Below are 19,785 nucleotides of genomic sequence, written 5' to 3' on the forward strand. Positions count from 1 at the left end.
GAAAGCGGCGCGTGATGATGACTATCTCCGACAACTGCTCTGCCAATTAGCTCCTCAGTCCCCAGACGCTAACTAACCTTTTGGTGCTTTTGCCCTGTATAGGTAAGAAAGCAGAGTAGGGACATTGTGGTGAATTCGCGAAGCATACTGCGCTTCTCGCTTTTCCCTGCAAATTCACGGCAATCAGGCTATTTGCCTTTTCGCAGTGCCTTCCAAGCTCCTGTGGACCAAAGCGCTACCCCTATTAATACGGGTTGAAAGAAGAGCCGTGCTAAGCGCTTGGTATCCGTATCGAGGCCAAAGGCTGAACGGTGGTGGCTGTATTGCGACCAGTTGCCGGGAAAAATCAGCGTGTAGAATACGGCAAGCCCTACCCCCATGCGTACTCTGTTCTTTCCTTTCGACATCAGAAGAGCTAGGCCCAGCCCAATCTCCACCACGCCGGAGAGTAATACGACGGTGTCTTTATCCATCGGTACCCAATCGGGCACTTGGGCTTGAAAATCTTTTCGCACGAACGTAAGGTGGCCTGTGCCAGCGCTTACCATGAAAGTACCCAGCAGCCCACGGGCCGCATTCTGCAATGTGGTGGTCTTGATTTTATGTAGCATGGCTTGAAAGCAACGTTTGAGGTTGAGCCTACGCATACGGCCAGCCAGGGGGTAGGGTGCACCTACTAGGCTCTAGCTTACTTCCGCTAGCTTGATTTTCTTGCCGTTGAAAACCACTTCTTCCCCAGCCTTTTTGCCGCTCAATGCTTCTGCCAGGGGCGCGGCGGGCGATACGGCCATAAACTCGTAGCCCTCGGCAGTTGTCAGCTTGCCCGCACCAATACTGATATAAAATAATCCGAGGCTGGTGGTGGCTAAGGCTCCTGGACGCACCACCTTACTGGCCAGCTCGGGGTTTATTTTTTGCAGCATAGTAAGTAGCTGCTGCGCTTCGTGGAGCTGGGCGGCATGGCGGTCGCGCTCTTGCTGAGCCATGGCGCGGCCGGTTTCGTACTTATCGCCGGCGCTGCTCTTGGTTTCGGAATTAGACGACTCCTGGGCGGCGGCCATGCCGGCGCGGGCCGCGTCGAGGCGTAGTTGCACGTAGGCCAGGCAGGCGGCGTGGAGGGCGGGTTTGGGGGACATTACTAATAAATCAACTATTGTTCGGCTAACCATTGGGTAGCCCAGTATTGGCCGGGACCAAAAAACAGCCGCAGCACCTCGTCTACTACTTGCTGACCGTTGGCGCTATTAGTAAACAACAGCAGGCTTTCTTGTTTGCCGGGTAGGACCATGAAGAAGCCCTTGAAATTGCCGTTGTCGCCCCATTGCCATTGGGCGAGGCCTTGGCTGGTAGTAGCCAGACCTACGCCATAGGCCCAGGCAATGTAGGGGTCGGCCTTGGAAGCGGGCTGGCCACAGCGGTCAGCAGCCGTAGCAGGCGTTTGCAACAGGTGGGCCGTGGCGACCTTCAGCCCTTTACCGGTACGGAATGCTTGCAAGAAGCGGTTGTAATCGGCTGCCGTTGAATACAAGCTAAACCCCGCGTTGGGCGCTGCGAAGTGGTCGATGGGCGTGGGCTTACCAGCCGCATCGTGGCCAGCGCTGGCAGTAGCGGCAAAAGCTGGCTGCCACCTGAAGCTGCTGTTTTTCAGCCCTAAGGGAATAAAAACTTCTTCTGTGGCCAGCTTCTCCCACGACTTGCCGGTAAGGTGCTCCAGCGTTTTTTGCAGGAATGTATAGCCTTCGCCAGAGTAGTTCCAGCAGCTATCGGGGGCGTACTTGAGCGTCAGGGCTGCTGTTTTCCAAGCTGGCGTGGTTGGGTTTACGGCCCAGTTGGGAAGCCCTGTGGTATGCGCCAGCGCCATGCGCGCCGTGATGCGGGCCGCGCGTGGCTGCCCACGCAGCCGTGGGTAGTTGTAGTACTCCAGTAGAGGCTTATCCAAGTCGAGCAGGCCTCTGTCGTGCAGGCGCAGGGCCACGTAGGCCAGCATTTCCTTACCCAGCGAAGCCGCCTCAAACGTAGTGGCGGCCGTGACGGGCTGGCGGGTGCCGGCCACACGCACACCCAGGTTGTAGGCCGTTACGAGGCTTCCCTTAGTATATACCAGCTGCATGCCGGGCACGTGGTGGCGCTTGAGCAAGGCCGTAAGCTCGGCCGGCCGCTGAGCCAGCGCAGGTTGACCTAGCAGGGCCAGTACCAAGATTAGTAGTCTTTTCATCATGCTAGCGCAAGGGCCGCTTCCAGCTAGAGGAAGCGGCCCAAAGGTTAGGTGAAATGCTGATTTGCTGGCTTAATGCGCCTTCAGCCAATTGTCCCCTACCCCCACTTCTACCTCCAGCGGCACGCCGCGGGGTAGGAGCAGTGCTGTGGTCATCAGCTCGCGGATTTTGGGCGTGATGTAGTCCACTTCCTCGCGCACGGCGTCGAACACGAGTTCGTCGTGCACTTGCAGTATCATCTTGGTACCGAGGCGCTCCTTTTCCAGCCAGTCGTGGATGTTTATCATTGCCATTTTGATGATGTCGGCGGCAGTACCCTGGATGGGGGCGTTGATGGCGTTGCGCTCGGTGTAGCCGCGCAGCGTGGCGTTGCGCGAGTTGATGTCGCGCAGGTAGCGGCGGCGCTTGAGCAGCGTTTCGGCGTACTCGAGCTCGCGGGCGCGGTTGATGCTGTCGTCCATGAACTGCTTCACCGACGGAAATTCCTGGAAATACGTGTCGATAATGTCCGTGGCCTCCTTGCGGCTGATGCCGATGCGTTGGGCCAGGCCGAATGCGGAAATGCCGTAGATGATGCCAAAGTTGACGGTTTTGGCCTTGCGGCGCATCTCGCCATCGACCTCGCTCAGCGGCACGTGGAAGACCTTGCTGGCGGTGCTGGCGTGTACGTCCTGCCCCAGGCGGAAGGCCTCAATCATGGTTTTATCGCCCGAAAAGTCGGCCATGATGCGCAGCTCTACCTGCGAGTAGTCGGCCGCGAGTAGCACGTGGCCGGCATCGCGCGGCACGAAGGCCTTGCGGATTTCGCGGCCCTTCTCGGTGCGAATCGGAATGTTCTGGAGGTTGGGGTTGGTACTGCTGAGGCGGCCGGTGGCCGTCACGGCCTGGTTGAAGCTGGTGTGCACGCGGCCATCGACGGGGCTCACGAGCTGGGGTAGGGCCTCGACGTAGGTGCTACGCAGCTTGCTGAGCTGGCGGTATTCGAGGATGAGGCCGGCGATGGGGTTATCGGCCGCCAGCTGGCTCAGGATTTCCTCGCCGGTGGCGTACTGGCCGGTCTTGGTTTTCTTGATTTTGCCACGGCCGATGTCCATTTTGTCAAATAGCACCTCGCCCAATTGCTTGGGCGAGCCGATATTGAATTCCTGGCCGGCTTCCGTAAAAATCTGCGTTTCCAGCTCCTGCACGTAGCCTTGCAGCTCGGCCGAGTACTCGCCCATCGCCTCGGAGTCGATGCGCACGCCCGCAAATTCTACGTCGGCCAGCACGGGCACCAGGGGGTTTTCCACGTCGTTGAGCAATCCCAGCAGGCCCAGCTCCTTGAGCATGGGCTCGAAGACGTGGCGTAGCTGCAAAGTCACGTCGGCGTCTTCGCAGGCGTAGTCGCTCACGGCGGCCGGGGCGAGGTCGGCCATCGTTTTCTGGTTTTTACCCTTGGGCCCGATGAGGTCCGTGATGGGCACCGGCGTGTAGTGCAGGTAGGTTTCGGCCAGCACGTCCATGTTGTGGCGCATGTCGGGCTCGATGAGGTAGTGCGCCAGCATGGTATCGAAGAACGGCCCCGCAATGCGCACCTGGTAGTTCTTGAGAATCAGCAGGTCGTACTTGATATTCTGGCCGATTTTCAGGATGGTTTCGCTCTCGAAAAACGGGCAGAACTCCTCCACCAGCGCCTGGGCAGTTTCGTCCTGGGGCACGGGCACGTAGTAGGCCTCGCCCGGCAGCCAGCTGAAGCTCAGGCCCACGAGCCGCGCCGTCTGGGTATTGAGGCCCGTAGTTTCGGTATCGAAGCTTACTTCAGCTTGTTGTAACAAGAAGTCAAGTAGCGACTTGCGCAGCTCCGGCGTATCGACCAAGTGGTAATTATGCGGCACATCGGCCAGCGTTTTTCGGGGCCCGGTGTAGTACTCACCCGCGTCGTCGGGGCCGAACTCGCCGTTTTCGGCCGCATTAATTACGGCTTCACTACCCTCCCCAAACAGCGAGCCCTGGCCCGACGTGGGCGCGGCCACTTTGGGTCGGCGCGCACCGCGGGGGGTAGGGGCCGCCGGGCCACGGCCGGCGCTGGGCGCGGGGCCGCTACCCCCTCCCAACACCCGCGCCGCCAGCTGCCGAAACTCCAGCTCGTCGAAAAGCTGCCGCAGCTGACCCTCGTCGGGGGCGTCCAGGGTCAGGCTTTCGGGCTCAAAGTCGATGGGCACGTTCACATGAATGGTGGCCAGTTCCTTACTCAGCAGGCCCTGCTCGGCGAAGTTGCGCACGTTTTCCTGCTGCTTGCCCTTGAGCTCGTCCACGCTGGCAATCAGGTTTTCGACCGAGCCGTATTTCTGAATCAGCGTTTTGGCCGTCTTCTCACCGATGCCGGGGATGCCGGGGATGTTATCGCTTGCATCGCCCTGGAGGCCCAAAATATCAATCACTTGCTCCACGCGCTCAATCTCGAAGCGCTGCAGCACGTGCGCCACGTCGAGTACCTCGGCCGCGTTGCCCATGAAAGCCGGCTTATAGATTTTGATGCGCTCGGTTACGAGCTGGCAGTAGTCCTTGTCGGGCGTCATCATAAACACGTCGAAGCCGTGGGCCTCGGCCCGCTGCGCAATGGTGCCAATGACATCGTCAGCCTCAAACCCCTCCATTAACAAGATGGGAATGTGAAAGGCCTTGATAATCTGCTTAATATACGGGATGGCCGTGCCAATATCCTCTGGCATAGCCTGGCGCTGCGCCTTGTAGGCCGGAAACTGCTCGTGCCGAAACGTCTTGCCCGCATCAAAGCACACCCCGATGTGGGTCGGCTTCTCCTTTTGCAGCACCTCCACCAGCGTATTAGTAAAGCCCAGGATGGCGCCCGTATTCAGACCCTTCGAGTTGATGCGCGGGTTTTTGGAGAACGCGAAGTGCGAACGATAGATGAGGGCAAACGCGTCGAGCAGGAACAGCTTGGGAGTAGGCGCGGGGGTAGGGGCAGTATCAGACATAGGTCGGGCAAAGGTCGGGCTGGGAATAACTACGGAAATAGCCAGCAGTTGGCCAGCCAACAAAAAAGCCGGACGTTTCCGTCCGGCCCTTCCGTGCGCTGAGGGGGGGGTAGGGCCTAGAAGTTAGGCGACAGCGAATACTTGTGGTAGAAGTCGTCGATGATTTTGACGGCCTCGCTGGCGTCGTCCACAATCTGCACGAGGTGCATGTCCTCGGGCGAAATGTTGTGCTCCTCATTGAGCATCACGTTGTTAATCCACTCAAACAAGCCGCCCCAATAGGCCGAGCCCACCAGCACGATGGGGAAGCGGCCAATTTTTTTGGTCTGAATGAGCGTGAGGGCTTCAAACAGCTCGTCGATGGTGCCGAAGCCGCCGGGCATGCCCACGAAGGCCTGCGCGTACTTCACGAACATCACCTTGCGCACGAAAAAGTAGTCGAAGTCGATGCACTTATCCTGGTCGATGTAGATGTTGTGTGTTTGCTCGAAGGGCAGCTCAATGTTGAGGCCCACCGATTTGCCGCCCTCGGCGCGGGCGCCCTTGTTGCCGGCTTCCATGATGCCGGGGCCGCCGCCCGTGATGACGCCGTAGCCGTGGCGCACGAGCTTAGAGGCGATTTCCTCAGCCAGCTGGTAGTATTGGTTGTCGGGCTTGGTGCGGGCCGAGCCGAAGATGCTCACGCAGGGGCCGATTTTGGACATCTTCTCGAAACCTTCCACAAACTCGGCCATCACCTTGAAAATCTGCCAGCTATCGGCGATTTTAATCTCGTTCCAGTCCTTATCAACAAAGGCTTTGCGGATGCGCTGCTCGTCGGGGTCCTGGCCGGTTTTGGCCACGCCGCCGGTTTGCTGGCGCAGCTCCGTGATGCTGGTCAGCTTATTATCGTTCACATTGGGCTGCTCGATGGTCTTGCCGGAACCTGCGTTCAGGCTATCGTCGGAAGACTTGGTCTTGCTGGTTTTTTTGAGTTTGGACATATCTAGCCAGGGTGGGGGGAAAACGAAACCGCCCCGGCTCCGAAAAGCGGGGCGGCCAAAAGTAGGGGGGCGAAGATAGCACGTAGAGCAAACTTTAGCTTGCTAGCGAGCAAGCGGCACCGTGCGGCGCGAATAACGATGCTCGCTGGCGCTCACTCGCAAGCTAAAGCTTACGCTACTTGGCTCTTATCGCAATAACGGGGTCCAGATTGGCGGCCAGCACCGCCGGAATAATGCCGGCCAGAATGCCGATGCCCACCGACACCAGCAGGCCCAGCGAGATGTTGCCCGCGCTTAGCGTCAGGGTTAGCGCCTCTTGCGGAAAAAGGGTGATGAGCCAGACCAGAAAAATGCCCGCCGCGCCGCCCAGCAGACACAAAAACACGGCCTCGAACAGAAATTGGAACAGAATAAAGTAGTTTTTGGCGCCCAGCGACTTCTGAATCCCGATGATGTTGGTGCGCTCGCGCACCGACACAAACATGATGTTGGCGATGCCGAAGCCGCCCACCAGCATGGCAAAGGAGCCGATGATACCGCCGGCTATCCCAATGACACTAAACAACTTGCCAATCATATCGGCTAGCATTTCGGGGCGGTTGAGGGCGAAGTTGTCTTCCTCGCGGGGCTTGAGGCCGCGGATGATGCGCATGTCGCCGCGCATCTCGGCTTCGAGGTTGAGCAGGCCGGGGTCGTCATCGCGGCCCTTCACGCCGAGCTGCGGCGATGGGCCGCCCATGCCGGTGCTGCTCATGGCAAAGATACTGGCAAATGAACCGTAGGGAATCAGGCAGTTAGCGTCGTTGCTGGGCGTGCCGAGCAGGTTTTTGCCTTCTTTCTTCATCACGCCAATGACCGTGAAGTAGCGGCCCTTGGTTTTAAACTGGCGGCCCACTGGCTCACCCTGCGGGTAGAGGTTTTCGGCGATGGTGGCCCCGATGATGGCCACCGGCCTACCCCCGTCCATTTCCTGCACCGTGAAGTAGCGGCCCTGCTCGATGGGCACGCTGGAAATATCGCGGTACTCGTAGCTGACGCCCTGCAAGGCGCAGTCGCTCACCGAGTTGATGCCCGCCTTGAGCGTATTGCCGCCCTTGGGCACGAAGATGGCGATACCCTTTTGGCTATTGGCCGGCAGCATGCGCTGCAGCTGCCGAAACTCGCGCAGCGTGGGCACGGGGCGGTTGAAGTACTTCCACCAGGGGCGGTCGGGGTCGAAGACCCAGGGCCACTTGCCCACGTACACCACCTTGTCGCCCAGGAAGTTCATGCTGCTGCGCACGTTGGTTTCGAGCGAATCGACCACCATAAAAACGGCGATAATCGAAAAGATGCCCACCGTGACGCCCAGCAGCGACAGGATGGTGCGCAGCAGGTTGGCCCGCAATGCCTGCCAGGCAAAGGCAAAGCTTTCGAGTACCAGGCGAATTGTAAGAAACATGATAAGTTAGCTTCAGCTTGCCAAAAAGTGTAGGGTAGGCTTTAGCCTGCCGCCGAAAGAATACAACAAGCAAAAGCCGCCACTGCGCTATTACTACTGCGAAGGTGGTGGAAAATTACCAGTCCTTCATCCGGCAGGCTAAAGCTTACCCTACAAAAAGCTTACCCTCAAAAAAAACTCGTACCTTTGCCCCCCGAATTTTCGGTAACTTCCCCCTAGTACTGCCCATCATGGCGATGAAACTGCATGAGTTCAAGTTCGAACTCCCCGAAGAGCTGATTGCCAGTCACCCTGCCCGCCACCGCGACGAATCGCGCCTAATGGTGGTGAACCGCGCCACCGGCACGTTTGAGCACCGGATGTTCAAGGATATCCTGGATTATTTTGTGGAGGGTGACGTCTTCGTTTTCAACGACACCAAGGTATTTCCGGCCCGTATGTACGGCCAAAAAGAGCGCACCGGCGCCCAGATTGAGGTTTTTCTGCTGCGCGAGCTGAACAAGGAAGGCCGCCTGTGGGACGTACTCGTGGACCCGGCCCGCAAAATCCGGGTGGGCAACAAGCTCTACTTTGGCGAGTCGGATATCGTGGCCGAGGTCATTGATAACACCACTTCGCGCGGCCGCACCATCAAATTTTTGTTTGATGGCACCGATGAAGAATTCCGCAAGGCGCTACACGAGCTGGGCGAAACGCCGGTGCCCAAAGAAGTGCTGAAGCGCGAAACCGAGCCCGCCGACAAAGAGCGCTACCAGACCATTTTTGCCGAGAACATTGGGGCTGTGGCCGCGCCGAGCGCGGGCCTGCACTTCTCGCGTGAGGTGATGAAGCGAATGGAAATCAAGGGGGTAGAGAAAGCCTACATCACGCTGCACGTGGGCCTGGGCACCTACCGCAACGTGGACGTGGAGGACCTTACCAAGCACAAGATGGACTCGGAGCAGTTCTTCGTGAACGCCGAAGCCGTGCAGGTCGTCAACAAGGCCATGGACACCAAAAAGCAGATTTGCGCCATTGGCACCACCACCATGCGGGCGCTCGACGCCTCGGTGTCGGCCAACAGCCGCATTAAGGTGACCTCGGGCTGGAACGACAAGTTTATCTATCCGCCCTACGACTTTAAAATTGCTAACTCGTTGCTAACCAACTTCCACCTGCCCGAAAGTACGCTGGTGATGATGGCCTCGGCCTTCGCCGGCTACAAGCTGCTGATGGAAGCCTACCAGGAAGCCATTAAGGAAAAGTACCGCTTCTTCGCCTTCGGCGACGCGATGCTGATTCTGTAAATGAGTAGTTGAGTAAGTGAGTAAATGGCTCGGCTTCCTTAAGGAGCCGAGCCATTTTTGCGCTTGGTAGGTTTGCTACCTTCGCTTGCCTTTCGCTACTTCCACACCATGCTCACCACCCTCCCACCGCCTAATAACTTACTCACTTACTCACCTACTCATTTACCGCCCCGCTACGCCGTCATCGTGGCCGGGGGTAGCGGGCTGCGCATGGGTGCCGACCGGCCCAAGCAGTTTCTGCTGCTGCGGGGCGAGCCGGTGCTACTGCACACGCTGCGGCGCTTTGCCGAGCCGGCGCTGGGCGTGGCGCAACTGGTAGTAGTGCTGCCGTTTGACCAGCTCGATTATTGGCGACAACTAGCTGCCGAATACAGAGTTAACATTCCTCACCAGCTGGTGGCGGGCGGGGCTACGCGCTGGGCTTCGGTGAAAGCTGGGCTGGCCGCCCTACCCCCCGATGCGCCGGCGGGCGCGCTGGTGGCCGTGCACGATGGCGTGCGGCCACTCATTACGCCGGCCGTGATTGAGGCCGCCTACCAGGCCGCCGCCGCCCACGGCGCGGCGGCGGTGGCGGTGCCGCCCAAAGACTCGGTGCGGCTGCTGGGCGCGGCTGGCTCGTCGCCGCTCGACCGGCGCCGCCTGCGCCTGATGCAGACGCCCCAAACCTTCGACCTGGCGCTGCTGCGCCGCGCCTACCGCCTGCCCGAGCTGCCTACCTTCACCGACGATGCCAGCGTGGTGGACGACCTGCACCCCGTGCAGCTGGTGGAGGGCGACTACCGCAATTTAAAAATCACCACGCCGGAGGATTTGCTACTGGCCGAGGCTCTCCTAAATCACGGATTACACGGATTTTAGCGGATTTCACGGATTTTGTGGACGATTCGCAAATCAGAATTTATTGCACAAGAAAGGCCACCTACTTAGGTGGCCTTTCTGCTTTATCGAACTTACCAGCTTTGTCAGCGCCGTCCACAAAATCCGTGAAATCCGCTAAAATCCGCGTAATCCGTGGTCAGCGGAGCGTGATGGTGCGGGTATGGCCGTTGACGGTGACGGTGGCGATGTTGTCGCAAGCTTGGGTGCCGGTGGGGTCGTAGTCGAGCAGCATTGCCTTTTGTTTGGAATTGGTAATCGCTACCGTGCCGGCCACGAAATGCCGGGCGCAGCCGATAGCAAATTTCTTGATAAGAGGCTGTTGAATAGTGGCTTCGAAGGCAGTATTGCGCCGGTTGGTACCTGTGAGCGAGCCCGTAATGCTGTAGGCATCGTCCAGGATAGTGCGGGTGCCGAAGCCCGCGGTGCGGGTGTAGCGGCGCTGCGACGTCCAAGAGGCGGTGCCCCCGTTATTAGCAAAGATGATGCTGGCGTTTTGCACGCTCAAATCGAACGAGCCGCTGCCGAGGCTGGTGAACACGCGCGTGCCCAGGTGCTGGTTATCATTCACGAAGTAGCTGAGCAGGTTGACGGTCGTGATGGCGCCGGCTTGGCGGTAGGGACCGCTGAACACGGCCACGATTTTGCCCCGGCGGTAGCGGCCGTCGCGGCACAGGCAGTTGGTGGGTCCAAAGTCGAGGGTGAGTGTGCGGGTGGCGGCGTCGTAGGTGCGGGTAGCGCAGCCCGAGAGCAAGGCGGGCAGTTCGGTGGCATCGGCCACGGTAGGGCTGGCCGAGTCGGTAGCATCCTGCGGGGAAGCGGCCTCGACGAGGTCGGCGGTGGTAGCGTTTTCCTCGTTGCCCTGGCCCATATCCTCGGCCGAGGTAACGTCGTCGGCCACTATGTCGGCGCGGCGGCAGCTGGCAGTGAGAAGCAGGCCGCTGGCCAGCGCGGCATAAGCCAAGGAACGGAAGGTAGGGAAGCGGTGCATACGGGGCAGCAGAGTGATGGTGAAATAGGATTTTGTTGTAGCTGAGAGCCGCGCGGCGGGCTGAAGTTTAACGGGCAGCCAAAGGAAATGCCACGCTGCCTGAACCGCGCAACCACGAAGTAGCGCTGGCTATCAAGCAGTTATTAAATCAACAAAAACCTTTGGCTAATTCACTCGTAATCAGACACCTTATCACCCCAATCTTTTCTTTTTCCCTTTTCCCATGAACCGTTTTCTTTTGCCTCTGCTGGGCGCCGCCCTTTTCGCCCTACCCGCCTGTAATTCTGAAAGCGATACCAAAGGCCAGGGTTTCTCCGAAACCACGAAGCCGGGTACCGCTACCGAAACGCCCGCCGCGACGATGCCTGAAGGCGCTGGAAAACCCGCCGACATGCCCGCCGCCACCGGCTCGGCCCCAACCAAAGGCCAGCCTGACCCCTATGGCCCCACGGCCCCGCACGCCACCGACGCCGAGTTTATGCAGTCGGCCGCGCATTCTGACCAGAATGAGATTCAGCTTAGCAAAATGGCCTTGGCCAAGGGCGTGACGGGCGATACCAAAAGTTTCGCCGAGAAAATGCTGGCTGACCACGCCAAGAGCACGGCTGCCCTCAAGCCCATTGCCGCCAAAGCCGGCGTGACACTGCCCACTGACATGGATGCCGACCACCAGAAAATGGCGCCGGTAATGCAAGGCCTGTCGGGCAAAGCTTTTGAGGACCGCTACCTGCAGCAAATGCAGGCCGACCACCAAAAAACGGCCAATACGCTGGCCGCGCATCAGCAAATGACCAAAAACCCGGCCCTGATGGGCTGGATTACCGCAACGCTACCCGTGGTGACCGAGCACCTGGGCATGGCTACCAGCGATGCCCGCATGAAGATGTAGGTAGCTGTGCAACACGAACGGTTCCCCTAAGCTGCTGCTGCGCAAAAGGCTGTGCCCATGCGGCAAACGCACCTAAGCACAGTTGAAAAGCTTCGGAACAGCTTGAACACGAACTAATAACGTTGTCCTCCTACCCCATAAGAAAGCCTCCGCGTTAACGAACGCGGAGGCTTTCTTATGGGGTAGGGCGGGGGCTACTTAGCCGCTACGGCCGCACCGGCTTCGCTGAGGCGAATGCCCATGTGCGAGGCATGGTAGCGCACCTCACCACCCTGAATCATAAGCATTTGCGGCGATTGGTGCTCGACGCCAAACTCGCTGGCAATCTGGCCCGAGATGGGGCGGTAGCGCAGCAAATCGAGGTAGTAAATAGTGGCATCGGCGGGCAGCGAGGCATCGGGCCACTGGCGCTCGACCTTAGACTTGGCCGCCGCGCTGATAGAGCAGGTAGTACTATGCTTGAAAATAAGTACCGGATGCTCGTGCGACTCTTGCACGATGGATTGTAGCTGAGCAGCGTCGGTGAGCGGAAGCCAGGGGGTAGCCATAGAGAGTAGAAGCTAAAATTCAGGTTTATATGTCGCTAGTGGGGGTAGCAGCCCCGCACAGTAGGTCCTTTAACTACGCAGCTAGGGCTTGGGTTCGTTTTTGACCCGGCGCCGCAGACCCAGAAACCCGGCTTCGCTGCCGCGGGGGCGGCCGTGGCGGTCGAAGCGCGGCTCGCCGGCCACGCGGGGGCCGGGCGCGGTGCCGCCGCGCTGCAACTGCTGGCGCGTCACGTCGAGGTGGCTGTCCTGGTAAGGCAGGTCGGTGCTACGGGCTTCGCGCAGGGCACGGCGGTTGTCGGCACGCTGGCGGGCCGGGCTGGTGGGCGCAATCTGCGCCTGGGCGGCAGTAGCCAGCAGCAGGCTACCGAGCAAGAGACGAAGCATGGGCGGCAGGATAGGGGGTAGGAAGGCTATTGGTGGCTACCGTCGGGGGCAGGCTGCGTGGGGTCGGGCTTCGGAAGGGGTGCTTTTTTATCCTTGGCCTTCTTCTCTGGTGCTTTGGGCGCCGGGGCGGGGGTAGGCTCGGCGGGCTGCGTGGGGTCGGGCGCGGGCGCGGCGGGCAAGTCCTTGGTGCGAGCTGGGGCCGGGTCCTTGGCGTCTTTCCCGTGGTTTTGGTGGCCTTTTTTGCGCAGCTTACGGTTTTCGCGGCTAGCCTCGCGCGGGGTCAGGGGGCGGGTATCGTAGTGGTGCAGCTGGCGGCGGTTGTCCTCCAAGCGGTTCAGGGTGCTCTTTTTCACGAGGCCCTGCTTGTCGTATTTGAGCTTGGTACCCTCTGGCAAGTCGCTGTACGACATCGTTTTCTTCTTCTCATCGGCCGCGCCCGCGTCGGCCCCCGCGCCATCGGTAGCCGTGGCTGAGGTCGCCTCCATGGCCTTGAGCGAGGTGCCCTTGTGGCGCGCTTTTTCGGCAGCTTTCGCCTTGGCCTTAGCAGTGGCGCTGAGGGGGGGGGTAGGCAGCCGATGCGGGTGAAAAACCCGGTCGTATACCGCGCAGCTGCCCAGCAGCCCCAGCAGCACGGGCAGCAGCAGCACCCGCAACCACGGCGTTGATAAAGCCTTCACAACGAGTAATAATAGGACGTTAAATAACTAAGATAAGGCCAGTTCGGGCCACGCTAATAGTCGCGCAGCGCCCGCAGCTGCTCGCGCAGCCGCTGCTGCGGCAAAAACCCTGCCTCAAGCTGCGGCGCAAAAGGCACGGCTGTGTCGAGCGAGGCCACGCGGCGCACCGGCGCGTCGAGGTTACTGAAGCAATTTTCGGCTATCCAGGCCGCGATTTCACCGCCCAGGCCGCCAGTCAGCGTGTCTTCGTGCAGGATGAGCACGCGGCCGGTTTTGCGCACCGAGCGGCCCACAGCCTCGGTATCCCAGGGCAGCAGCGTGCGCAGGTCGAGGATATCAGCCTGAATTTCCAGCTCCTTGCACGCCGCCAACGCCCAGTGCACGCCCATCCCGTAAGTAATGATGCTCAATTCCTTACCCTCCTGCGCCAGCGCGGCCTGGCCGATGGGGGTAGTGTAATACGCCTCGGGCACCGGCCCGCTCAGCGAGCGGTAGAGCAGCTTATGCTCGAAGTACATGACCGGGTTGGGGTCTTCGAAGGCAGCGCAGAGCAGGCCCTTGGCGTCGTGCGGGTTGCTGGGATACACCACTTTCAGGCCCGGCACGTGCGTAAACCACGCCTCGTTGCTTTGGCTGTGGAAGGGCCCGGCGGCCGTGCCCGCGCCGGTGGGCATGCGCACCACCACGTCGGCGTTCTGCCCCCAGCGGTAGTAGCTTTTGGCTAAGTTATTGACAATTTGGTTAAAACCGCAGGTCACGAAGTCGGCAAACTGCATCTCCACCATCGCCTTCTTGCCCCGGATGCTCAGGCCCAGCCCCGCGCCCACAATGGCCGACTCGCAGAGCGGCGTGTTGCGCACCCTACCCTTCCCAAACTCGGCCACGAAGCCCTCGGTAATCTTAAACACGCCGCCATACTCGGCAATGTCCTGGCCCATGAGCACCAGCTCGGGAAAGCGCGTCATGCTCTGCCGCAGCCCCTGCTGAATGGCGTCGATGAAGCGAATATCTTTAGTTATGAGTTCTGAGTCAGCAGTTGTGAGTTGTGTATCAGCCTGACTCACAACTTCTAACTCAGAACTCATAACTCCCCGCAGGGGCGCATACATATCGGCCAGCTCGGCTTGGTCGTCGGCGAGGGGGGTAGGGGCCGCTTCCGATTCCTGCCAGCCCCGCTCAATTTCCTGCTTAATGCCCTCGCGCACCTGCACGCGGGCCGTTTCGCTGAGAATACCTTCGCCCAGCAGCCACTTTTCGTAGTTTTCGACCGGGTCTTTCTGGGCCCACTCCTGCAGCAGTTCGGCGGGCACGTACTTGGTGCCGCTGGCCTCCTCGTGGCCGCGCATCCGGAACGTGAGGGCCTCGACCAGCACCGGGCGCGGGTTTTGGCGCAGGTCTTCGGCCAGCGTTTTTATTTTTTCATAGACTTCGAGCACGTTGTTGCCGTCAATCTGCACCGCTTCCATGCCATAGGCGGGCCCTTTATCCACAAACGACCCGAACCGAAACTGCTCATTGCTGGGCGTGCTGAGGCCGTAGCCGTTGTTTTCGACGAGGAAAATAACCGGCAGCTGCCATACCGCCGCCACGTTGAGGGCCTCGTGAAAATCGCCCTCGCTGGCCCCGCCGTCGCCCGAGTAGGTGAGCGTTACGCGGGGCTTTTTGTCCAATAAATCGGCCAGCGCGATGCCGTCGGCCACGGCCAATTGCGGGCCGAGGTGCGAAATCATGCCCACAATGTGGTGCTCGTTGGTGCCGAAGTGGAAGCTGCGGTCGCGGCCCTTGGTGTAGCCTGTGGCCTTGCCCTGCCACTGCGCAAACAGCCGCCCCAGCGGCACGCCCCGCGTCGTGAACACGCCCAGGTTGCGGTGCAGCGGCAAAATATACTCATCGGCGTGGAGCGCCAACGTGCTGCCCACCGAAATAGCTTCCTGCCCGATGCCCGAAAACCACTTGCTCACCTTGCCCTGCCGCAGCAGAATCAGCATTTTTTCCTCAATCAGGCGCGGCTTTAGCAGCTCGCGGTAGAGGCGCAGAAGTAAGTCGTTGGGGTAGGCGCGGCGGTCAAAGGTCATGGGGCAGGGTAGGGCAGGTTGGGGCGGACAAAGGTAGCGGCCACTGTTGGGGCGCACTGCTAATGCTGGCTACAGCGGGTTATATAGTCGGCACGCACACTATTTTCAGCCATTGCACTGTTAAATTTGCTTTAGCATCCAGCTAATTTTTGCCCTCCTCACTTGCTATGATTCACTTTCAGGAATTTACCCTGGCCAACGGGCTGCGCTGCCTAGTACACGAAGATTTTACTACCCCCCTCGCCGTACTCAACATCCTGTACGATGTGGGCTCGCGCGATGAGAACCCCGACCGCACCGGCTTTGCCCATTTATTTGAGCACCTGATGTTTAGCGGCTCCGTGAACGTGCCCAACTACGACGAGCCGCTGCAAAAAGTGGGGGGCGAAAACAACGCCTTTACCTCGCAGGACATCACCAACTACTACCTCTCGCTGCCGGCCACCAACCTCGAAACCGGCTTCTGGCTTGAAAGCGACCGCATGCTGGATTTGGCTTTTTCCGACACTGGCCTCGACGTGCAGCGCAAGGTGGTGGTGGAGGAATTCAAGCAGAACTACCTCAACCAGCCCTATGGCGACGTGTGGCTGAAGCTCAAGCCCTTAGCCTACACTACCCACCCCTACCAGTGGAACACCATCGGCAAAGAAATCCGGCACATTGAGGAAGCCGACATGGCCGACGTGCGGGCGTTTTTCCGGCAGCACTACGCGCCCCAAAACGCCATTCTGGTAGTGGCCGGCGCCGCCTCGCTGGCCGAAGTGCAGCGTATGGCCGAAAAGTGGTTTGGGCCCATCCCCGGCGGGGTGCGCCAGCCGCGCCAGCTACCCCAGGAGCCGGTGCAAACCGAGGCCCGCCGCGCCACCGCCACCGCCCCGGTACCGCTAAGCGCCCTCTACAAAGCCTACCATATGCCCGCCCGCCTCGACCCGCGCTACCACGCCGTGGACCTGCTCGGCGACCTGCTGGGCCGGGGCAAGTCGAGTCGCCTGCATCAGCGCTTAGTGAAAGACCTTCAGCTGTTTAATAATATCTCGGCATCGGTAACGGGTGCGCTCGACCCTGGCCTTTTCGTGGTCAGCGGCAAGCTCAATGCCGGCGTAGCCCTCAAAGAAGCCGACCGCGCCGTCGAAACCGTAGTGGCCGAGCTACTACGCGACGAAGTACCCGCCGATGAGCTACAAAAAGTAAAAAACCAAGCCGAAGCGGGCCTGGTTTTTGGCGAAATCGAGTTGCTGAACCGGGCGCTGGCCCTGGCCATCGGCAAGCTGCTGGGTAATGCCAACCTCGTAAACGAAGAGCCCGCCCAGCTGCAAGCCGTAACGCCCGCCGACCTACGCGCTGCCGCCGAGCTGGTGCTGCGCCCCGAAAATTGCAGCACGCTCTATTATCAAGCAGCAGAATAAGCTACGAATAACTACTATCGTCTGTCAGGCTCATCTGGCGTCCGCTTGTCGAGGCATCTTGGCCGCTTCCATCCAACGATACAGCCAAGATGCCTCGACAAGCGAACGCCAGATGAGCCTGACAGACGTTTTTTTGTGCGATTTTTAATTCAGTAACGAGCCTATTAATTACTTAGGGGTAGCAAGGCTGGTTTTGGTGCGGCCCGTGCCGGCGTTGTGGCCGGCGGCGGGGCCGTCGTAGGGCGGCGTATTTTTACCGTTGTCCTTCACAATTACCGGCTCACCGGGGGCAGCGTACACGTTGTTGCTGGCACCGTTATTATTGGTACCCCGCAGAGGGTCAGCGGCGCGGGCGGCGGGCGAAGTGCTGGGTACCATGCGCGGCGCGGGCTTGCGGCTTTTCTGGGGAGTTGTTTGGGCAGTGGCCGGCTGGGCGAGCAGCGCCACCCCCAGCAGGGGTAGGGCGAGAATGCGAAGGAGCGTCATAATGATTGATTTATAGCAAGTTGCCGGCAGCCATTAATTAGTTTGGCCAGCCGGCCGGGTAGGGCTTTTACGCAGAACGGCCACGAAAGGCTAGCTTCCGTGGCCGCAACCATAGTGGCAGAAAAAAGGGAGAAAAGCAGGGCCTAGCGGCCGGGGGCCAGCGTGGTGCTGGCCGTGGTGGTGCGGTAGATGGGGCGGCCGTTGTAGTCAGTGCTCACGCCGTGGCCCACTTGGTTAATGGGCATACCGGGTGCCACCGATACGTTGGTGGTGGGGCGGTGCTGGCCGTTGCCAACTTCAATAACCTGGGGGGCCGGCTCGTTGCTCCAGCCGCTCCAAGTGCTGGCCGAGGCCGTAGCGTTGGGGATGGGGGTAGCAGCGGCAGTCGCTTTGGCAGCGGCCTCGGCAGCGCGCTTCTCACGGGCAGTGAGGGTGCGGCCGGTGCGGGCCGTGGCGCGGGTGTACGCGCCGGGCTTGGCCGTAGCTACCGTGGTAGTTTGAGCCGAAGCAGCTTCGGTAGCGAAGAGGGCAAGGCCCAAGAGCGGGAGTAGAAAACGGCGTACCATGGTGAAGTAGGAAAAGGAGTGAGAGTATTCCAAGGTTGAAAAGGCTTTTGCAAAGGCAATGCCAACTTTTACGGAACTTATCCGCTCGCGGCTACCTCTGCCATCGGCCTAAGAAGGGCAACGTCGCTTTCCGCCACTTAGTATTTGCTACCCCCTGCCAGTGGCGCCGGGGTGGGGCCGGGGCCGCCGTACCTTTGTGGGTATCATGCAGGAATCTATTTCGGGCCTGGCCGCTGAGGTGGCCGCCGCCGACGTCAGCACCGCCGCCGCCCTCGACCAGTTTCGCCTTCTCTACCTCGGCCGCAAGGGCCGCCTGGCCGACCTTTTCGACCAGCTCAAAACCGTGCCCGCCGACGAGCGCCGCGCCATTGGCCAGCAGCTCAACGGCCTCAAGCAGCAGGCCCAGGCCCGCTTCGACGAGGCCCAGGCCACGCTGGAAGAAACCAGCGCCAACCAGCCCGCCGACGCCACATTCGACTACACCCTACCCCCTGTGCCGCACGCGCTGGGCACGCGCCACCCGCTGAACCTAGTGCGCGAGCAAATGCTGCGCATCTTTTCGCGCATCGGCTTTGCGGTGGCCGAAGGGCCCGAGATTGAGGACGACTGGCACAACTTCACGGCCCTCAACTTCCCCGAAAACCACCCGGCGCGCGATATGCAGGACACGTTTTTCGTGCCCGCTGTGGAAGGCGATGAGCAGCCTAGCCTGCTGCGCACGCACACCAGCACGGTACAGGTGCGCGTGATGGAAAACGAGCCGCTGCCCATCCGCCGCGTGATGCCGGGCCGGGTGTATCGCAACGAGGCCATTTCGGCGCGGGCGCACATGCTCTTTCACCAGGTAGAGGGCTTGTACATTGATGAGAATGTGAGCTTCGCCGACCTCAAGCAGACCATCTACTACTTTGTGCGCGAGCTGTTTGGCGAGGATATCAACATCCGGTTCCGGCCCAGCTACTTTCCCTTCACCGAGCCCAGCGCCGAGATTGACATCACCTGCCTCATCTGCAAGGGCGCGGGCTGCAATATCTGCAAAGGCACTGGCTGGGTCGAAATCGGCGGCAGCGGCATGGTAGACCCCGCCGTGCTCGAAAACTGCGGCATCGACTCGGAGAAATACTCGGGCTACGCCTGGGGCATGGGCATCGAGCGCATCACCATGCTCAAATATCAGGTGAAGGATTTGCGCTTATTTACCGAGAACGACGTACGGTTTTTGCGCCAGTTTGAGGCGTTGTAGGGGGGTAGGGCTTGAATTATTCAGGTTTTAAACGCTGTTTGATTTTGTTATTATGAATATCATTCTGCCCTTTTCACCCGATCAGGAGCTAGCGCCCGGTGCCCACGTTGGCATGGCCGAGCGGCTGCAACGCATGACGGAAAATGAGTTTTTCGATTTCTGTCAAGCCAATTCACAGCTCAAACTAGAACGCCATGCCGATGGCACTATCGAATTTCAATCTATGACGGGTGGAGAAACTGGCGAGCGCAACAGTGAACTAAATGCTGACTTAACTATCTGGAACAGAGCAACCCAAATAGGTCGGGTTTTTGATTCTTCCACTGGCTTTCAACTGCCAGACCGGGCCGTGCGCTCGCCCGATGCTGCCTGGGTGAGTCAGGCTCGGTGGGAGGCGCTTACCCCCGAACAACGCCGCAAGTTTCCACCGCTCTGTCCCGATTTTGTGGTGGAGCTGCGCTCAGCTTCCGATTCGCTGACCGACCTCACAGCCAAAATGCAGGAGTACATTGAAAACGGCTGCCGCCTAGCCTGGCTCATCGACCCTAAGGGCGAAACTGCCCGCATTTTTCGCGCCGACGGCTCAGTGAGCGTGGTAAAAAGCTTCGACGAAACCCTAAGCGGCGAAGCCGTGTTGCCCGGCTTCAGCTTCGCCCTAAGCCTATTACGCTAAAAAGCCGCATAGCAAACGCCTTCCCAACATATCATTAAATAAAAACGAGAAGCCCGGCCCACCAGCG

19 protein-coding genes are annotated in these 19,785 nt (G+C 59.9%); 6 read left to right on the forward strand and 13 right to left on the reverse strand.

From position 1 onward, the window contains the following. Window positions 1-188: 188 nt before the first annotated feature. The 6 genes from E4631_RS20355 to E4631_RS20380 all read right to left on the reverse strand — a co-directional run bounded on the left by E4631_RS20355 (window position 189) and on the right by E4631_RS20380 (window position 7,618). Window positions 189-611: a hypothetical protein gene (locus tag E4631_RS20355; RefSeq protein ID WP_133655846.1), complete on the reverse strand. Its 423-nt coding sequence runs from the start codon at window positions 609-611 to the stop codon at window positions 189-191. 72 nt (window positions 612-683) lie between these two features. After that, window positions 684-1,136 carry a 3-oxoacyl-ACP synthase gene (locus E4631_RS20360; RefSeq protein WP_133655845.1) on the reverse strand — a complete coding sequence of 151 codons (453 nt, stop codon included), beginning with the start codon at window positions 1,134-1,136 and terminating at the stop codon, window positions 684-686. 14 nt (window positions 1,137-1,150) lie between these two features. Beyond that, window positions 1,151-2,215 (reverse strand): serine hydrolase, encoded by a 1,065-nt coding sequence (locus tag E4631_RS20365; protein ID WP_166647941.1) that lies wholly within the window; start codon window positions 2,213-2,215, stop codon window positions 1,151-1,153. A 72-nt stretch (window positions 2,216-2,287) separates the two neighbouring features. Continuing rightward, on the reverse strand, window positions 2,288-5,194 hold the full coding sequence (gene polA / locus E4631_RS20370) for a DNA polymerase I (protein WP_133655843.1): 2,907 nt from the start codon (window positions 5,192-5,194) through the stop codon (window positions 2,288-2,290). Window positions 5,195-5,310: 116 nt separating this feature from the next. Then, complete coding sequence (locus tag E4631_RS20375) at window positions 5,311-6,177, reverse strand: TIGR00730 family Rossman fold protein (RefSeq protein ID WP_133655842.1); 867 nt, start codon at window positions 6,175-6,177, stop codon at window positions 5,311-5,313. A 175-nt stretch (window positions 6,178-6,352) separates the two neighbouring features. Continuing rightward, window positions 6,353-7,618 carry an ABC transporter permease gene (locus E4631_RS20380; RefSeq protein WP_133655841.1) on the reverse strand — a complete coding sequence of 422 codons (1,266 nt, stop codon included), beginning with the start codon at window positions 7,616-7,618 and terminating at the stop codon, window positions 6,353-6,355. A gap of 236 nt (window positions 7,619-7,854) precedes the next feature. Here E4631_RS20380 and queA point away from each other — a divergent pair, with 236 nt between their 5' ends. Then, window positions 7,855-8,904 carry a tRNA preQ1(34) S-adenosylmethionine ribosyltransferase-isomerase QueA gene (queA, locus tag E4631_RS20385; RefSeq protein ID WP_133655860.1) on the forward strand — a complete coding sequence of 350 codons (1,050 nt, stop codon included), beginning with the start codon at window positions 7,855-7,857 and terminating at the stop codon, window positions 8,902-8,904. Between the two features lie 108 nt (window positions 8,905-9,012). Continuing rightward, window positions 9,013-9,762 carry a 2-C-methyl-D-erythritol 4-phosphate cytidylyltransferase gene (locus tag E4631_RS20390; RefSeq protein WP_133655840.1) on the forward strand — a complete coding sequence of 250 codons (750 nt, stop codon included), beginning with the start codon at window positions 9,013-9,015 and terminating at the stop codon, window positions 9,760-9,762. Window positions 9,763-9,919: 157 nt separating this feature from the next. Here the strand turns inward: E4631_RS20390 and E4631_RS20395 are convergent, their stop codons facing one another. Beyond that, entirely contained in the window at window positions 9,920-10,771 is an 852-nt protein-coding gene (locus E4631_RS20395) for a hypothetical protein (RefSeq protein ID WP_133655839.1), read from the reverse strand. Between the two features lie 223 nt (window positions 10,772-10,994). Here E4631_RS20395 and E4631_RS20400 point away from each other — a divergent pair, with 223 nt between their 5' ends. Next, entirely contained in the window at window positions 10,995-11,660 is a 666-nt protein-coding gene (locus E4631_RS20400) for a DUF4142 domain-containing protein (protein ID WP_133655838.1), read from the forward strand. Between the two features lie 194 nt (window positions 11,661-11,854). Here E4631_RS20400 and ytxJ read toward each other — a convergent pair whose 3' ends face one another. The 4 genes from ytxJ to E4631_RS20420 all read right to left on the reverse strand — a co-directional run bounded on the left by ytxJ (window position 11,855) and on the right by E4631_RS20420 (window position 15,344). Continuing rightward, window positions 11,855-12,208, reverse strand: coding sequence for a bacillithiol system redox-active protein YtxJ (gene ytxJ, locus E4631_RS20405; RefSeq protein ID WP_133655837.1), 354 nt, complete (start codon window positions 12,206-12,208; stop codon window positions 11,855-11,857). A gap of 81 nt (window positions 12,209-12,289) precedes the next feature. Then, window positions 12,290-12,592 (reverse strand): hypothetical protein, encoded by a 303-nt coding sequence (locus tag E4631_RS20410; RefSeq protein WP_133655836.1) that lies wholly within the window; start codon window positions 12,590-12,592, stop codon window positions 12,290-12,292. A gap of 26 nt (window positions 12,593-12,618) precedes the next feature. After that, complete coding sequence (locus E4631_RS20415) at window positions 12,619-13,269, reverse strand: hypothetical protein (RefSeq protein ID WP_133655835.1); 651 nt, start codon at window positions 13,267-13,269, stop codon at window positions 12,619-12,621. A 53-nt stretch (window positions 13,270-13,322) separates the two neighbouring features. After that, window positions 13,323-15,344 (reverse strand): thiamine pyrophosphate-dependent enzyme, encoded by a 2,022-nt coding sequence (locus E4631_RS20420; RefSeq protein ID WP_133655834.1) that lies wholly within the window; start codon window positions 15,342-15,344, stop codon window positions 13,323-13,325. 167 nt (window positions 15,345-15,511) lie between these two features. On the opposite strand from E4631_RS20420, the gene E4631_RS20425 reads away from it, so the two are divergent. After that, window positions 15,512-16,750, forward strand: coding sequence for a pitrilysin family protein (locus E4631_RS20425; RefSeq protein ID WP_133655833.1), 1,239 nt, complete (start codon window positions 15,512-15,514; stop codon window positions 16,748-16,750). Between the two features lie 168 nt (window positions 16,751-16,918). On the opposite strand, the gene E4631_RS20430 is transcribed toward E4631_RS20425, so the two are convergent. Together E4631_RS20430 and E4631_RS20435 are read right to left on the reverse strand one after the other, a co-directional pair. Continuing rightward, window positions 16,919-17,236 carry a hypothetical protein gene (locus E4631_RS20430; RefSeq protein WP_133655832.1) on the reverse strand — a complete coding sequence of 106 codons (318 nt, stop codon included), beginning with the start codon at window positions 17,234-17,236 and terminating at the stop codon, window positions 16,919-16,921. A gap of 143 nt (window positions 17,237-17,379) precedes the next feature. Then, window positions 17,380-17,802, reverse strand: a complete 423-nt coding sequence (locus E4631_RS20435) for a hypothetical protein (RefSeq protein WP_135318632.1) — start codon at window positions 17,800-17,802, stop codon at window positions 17,380-17,382. A 205-nt stretch (window positions 17,803-18,007) separates the two neighbouring features. Between E4631_RS20435 and pheS the strand changes: the two genes are divergently transcribed. Beyond that, the gene (pheS, locus tag E4631_RS20440; RefSeq protein WP_133655830.1) at window positions 18,008-19,045 is read left to right on the forward strand and encodes a phenylalanine--tRNA ligase subunit alpha; all 1,038 of its coding nucleotides are present in this window, start codon (window positions 18,008-18,010) and stop codon (window positions 19,043-19,045) included. A 52-nt stretch (window positions 19,046-19,097) separates the two neighbouring features. After that, the gene (locus tag E4631_RS20445; RefSeq protein WP_240735106.1) at window positions 19,098-19,718 is read left to right on the forward strand and encodes a Uma2 family endonuclease; all 621 of its coding nucleotides are present in this window, start codon (window positions 19,098-19,100) and stop codon (window positions 19,716-19,718) included. The last annotated feature ends 67 nt before the right edge of the window (window positions 19,719-19,785 follow it).

This window comes from Hymenobacter sp. UV11 (genome assembly GCF_004684095.1).
GTDB lineage: Bacteria > Bacteroidota > Bacteroidia > Cytophagales > Hymenobacteraceae > Hymenobacter.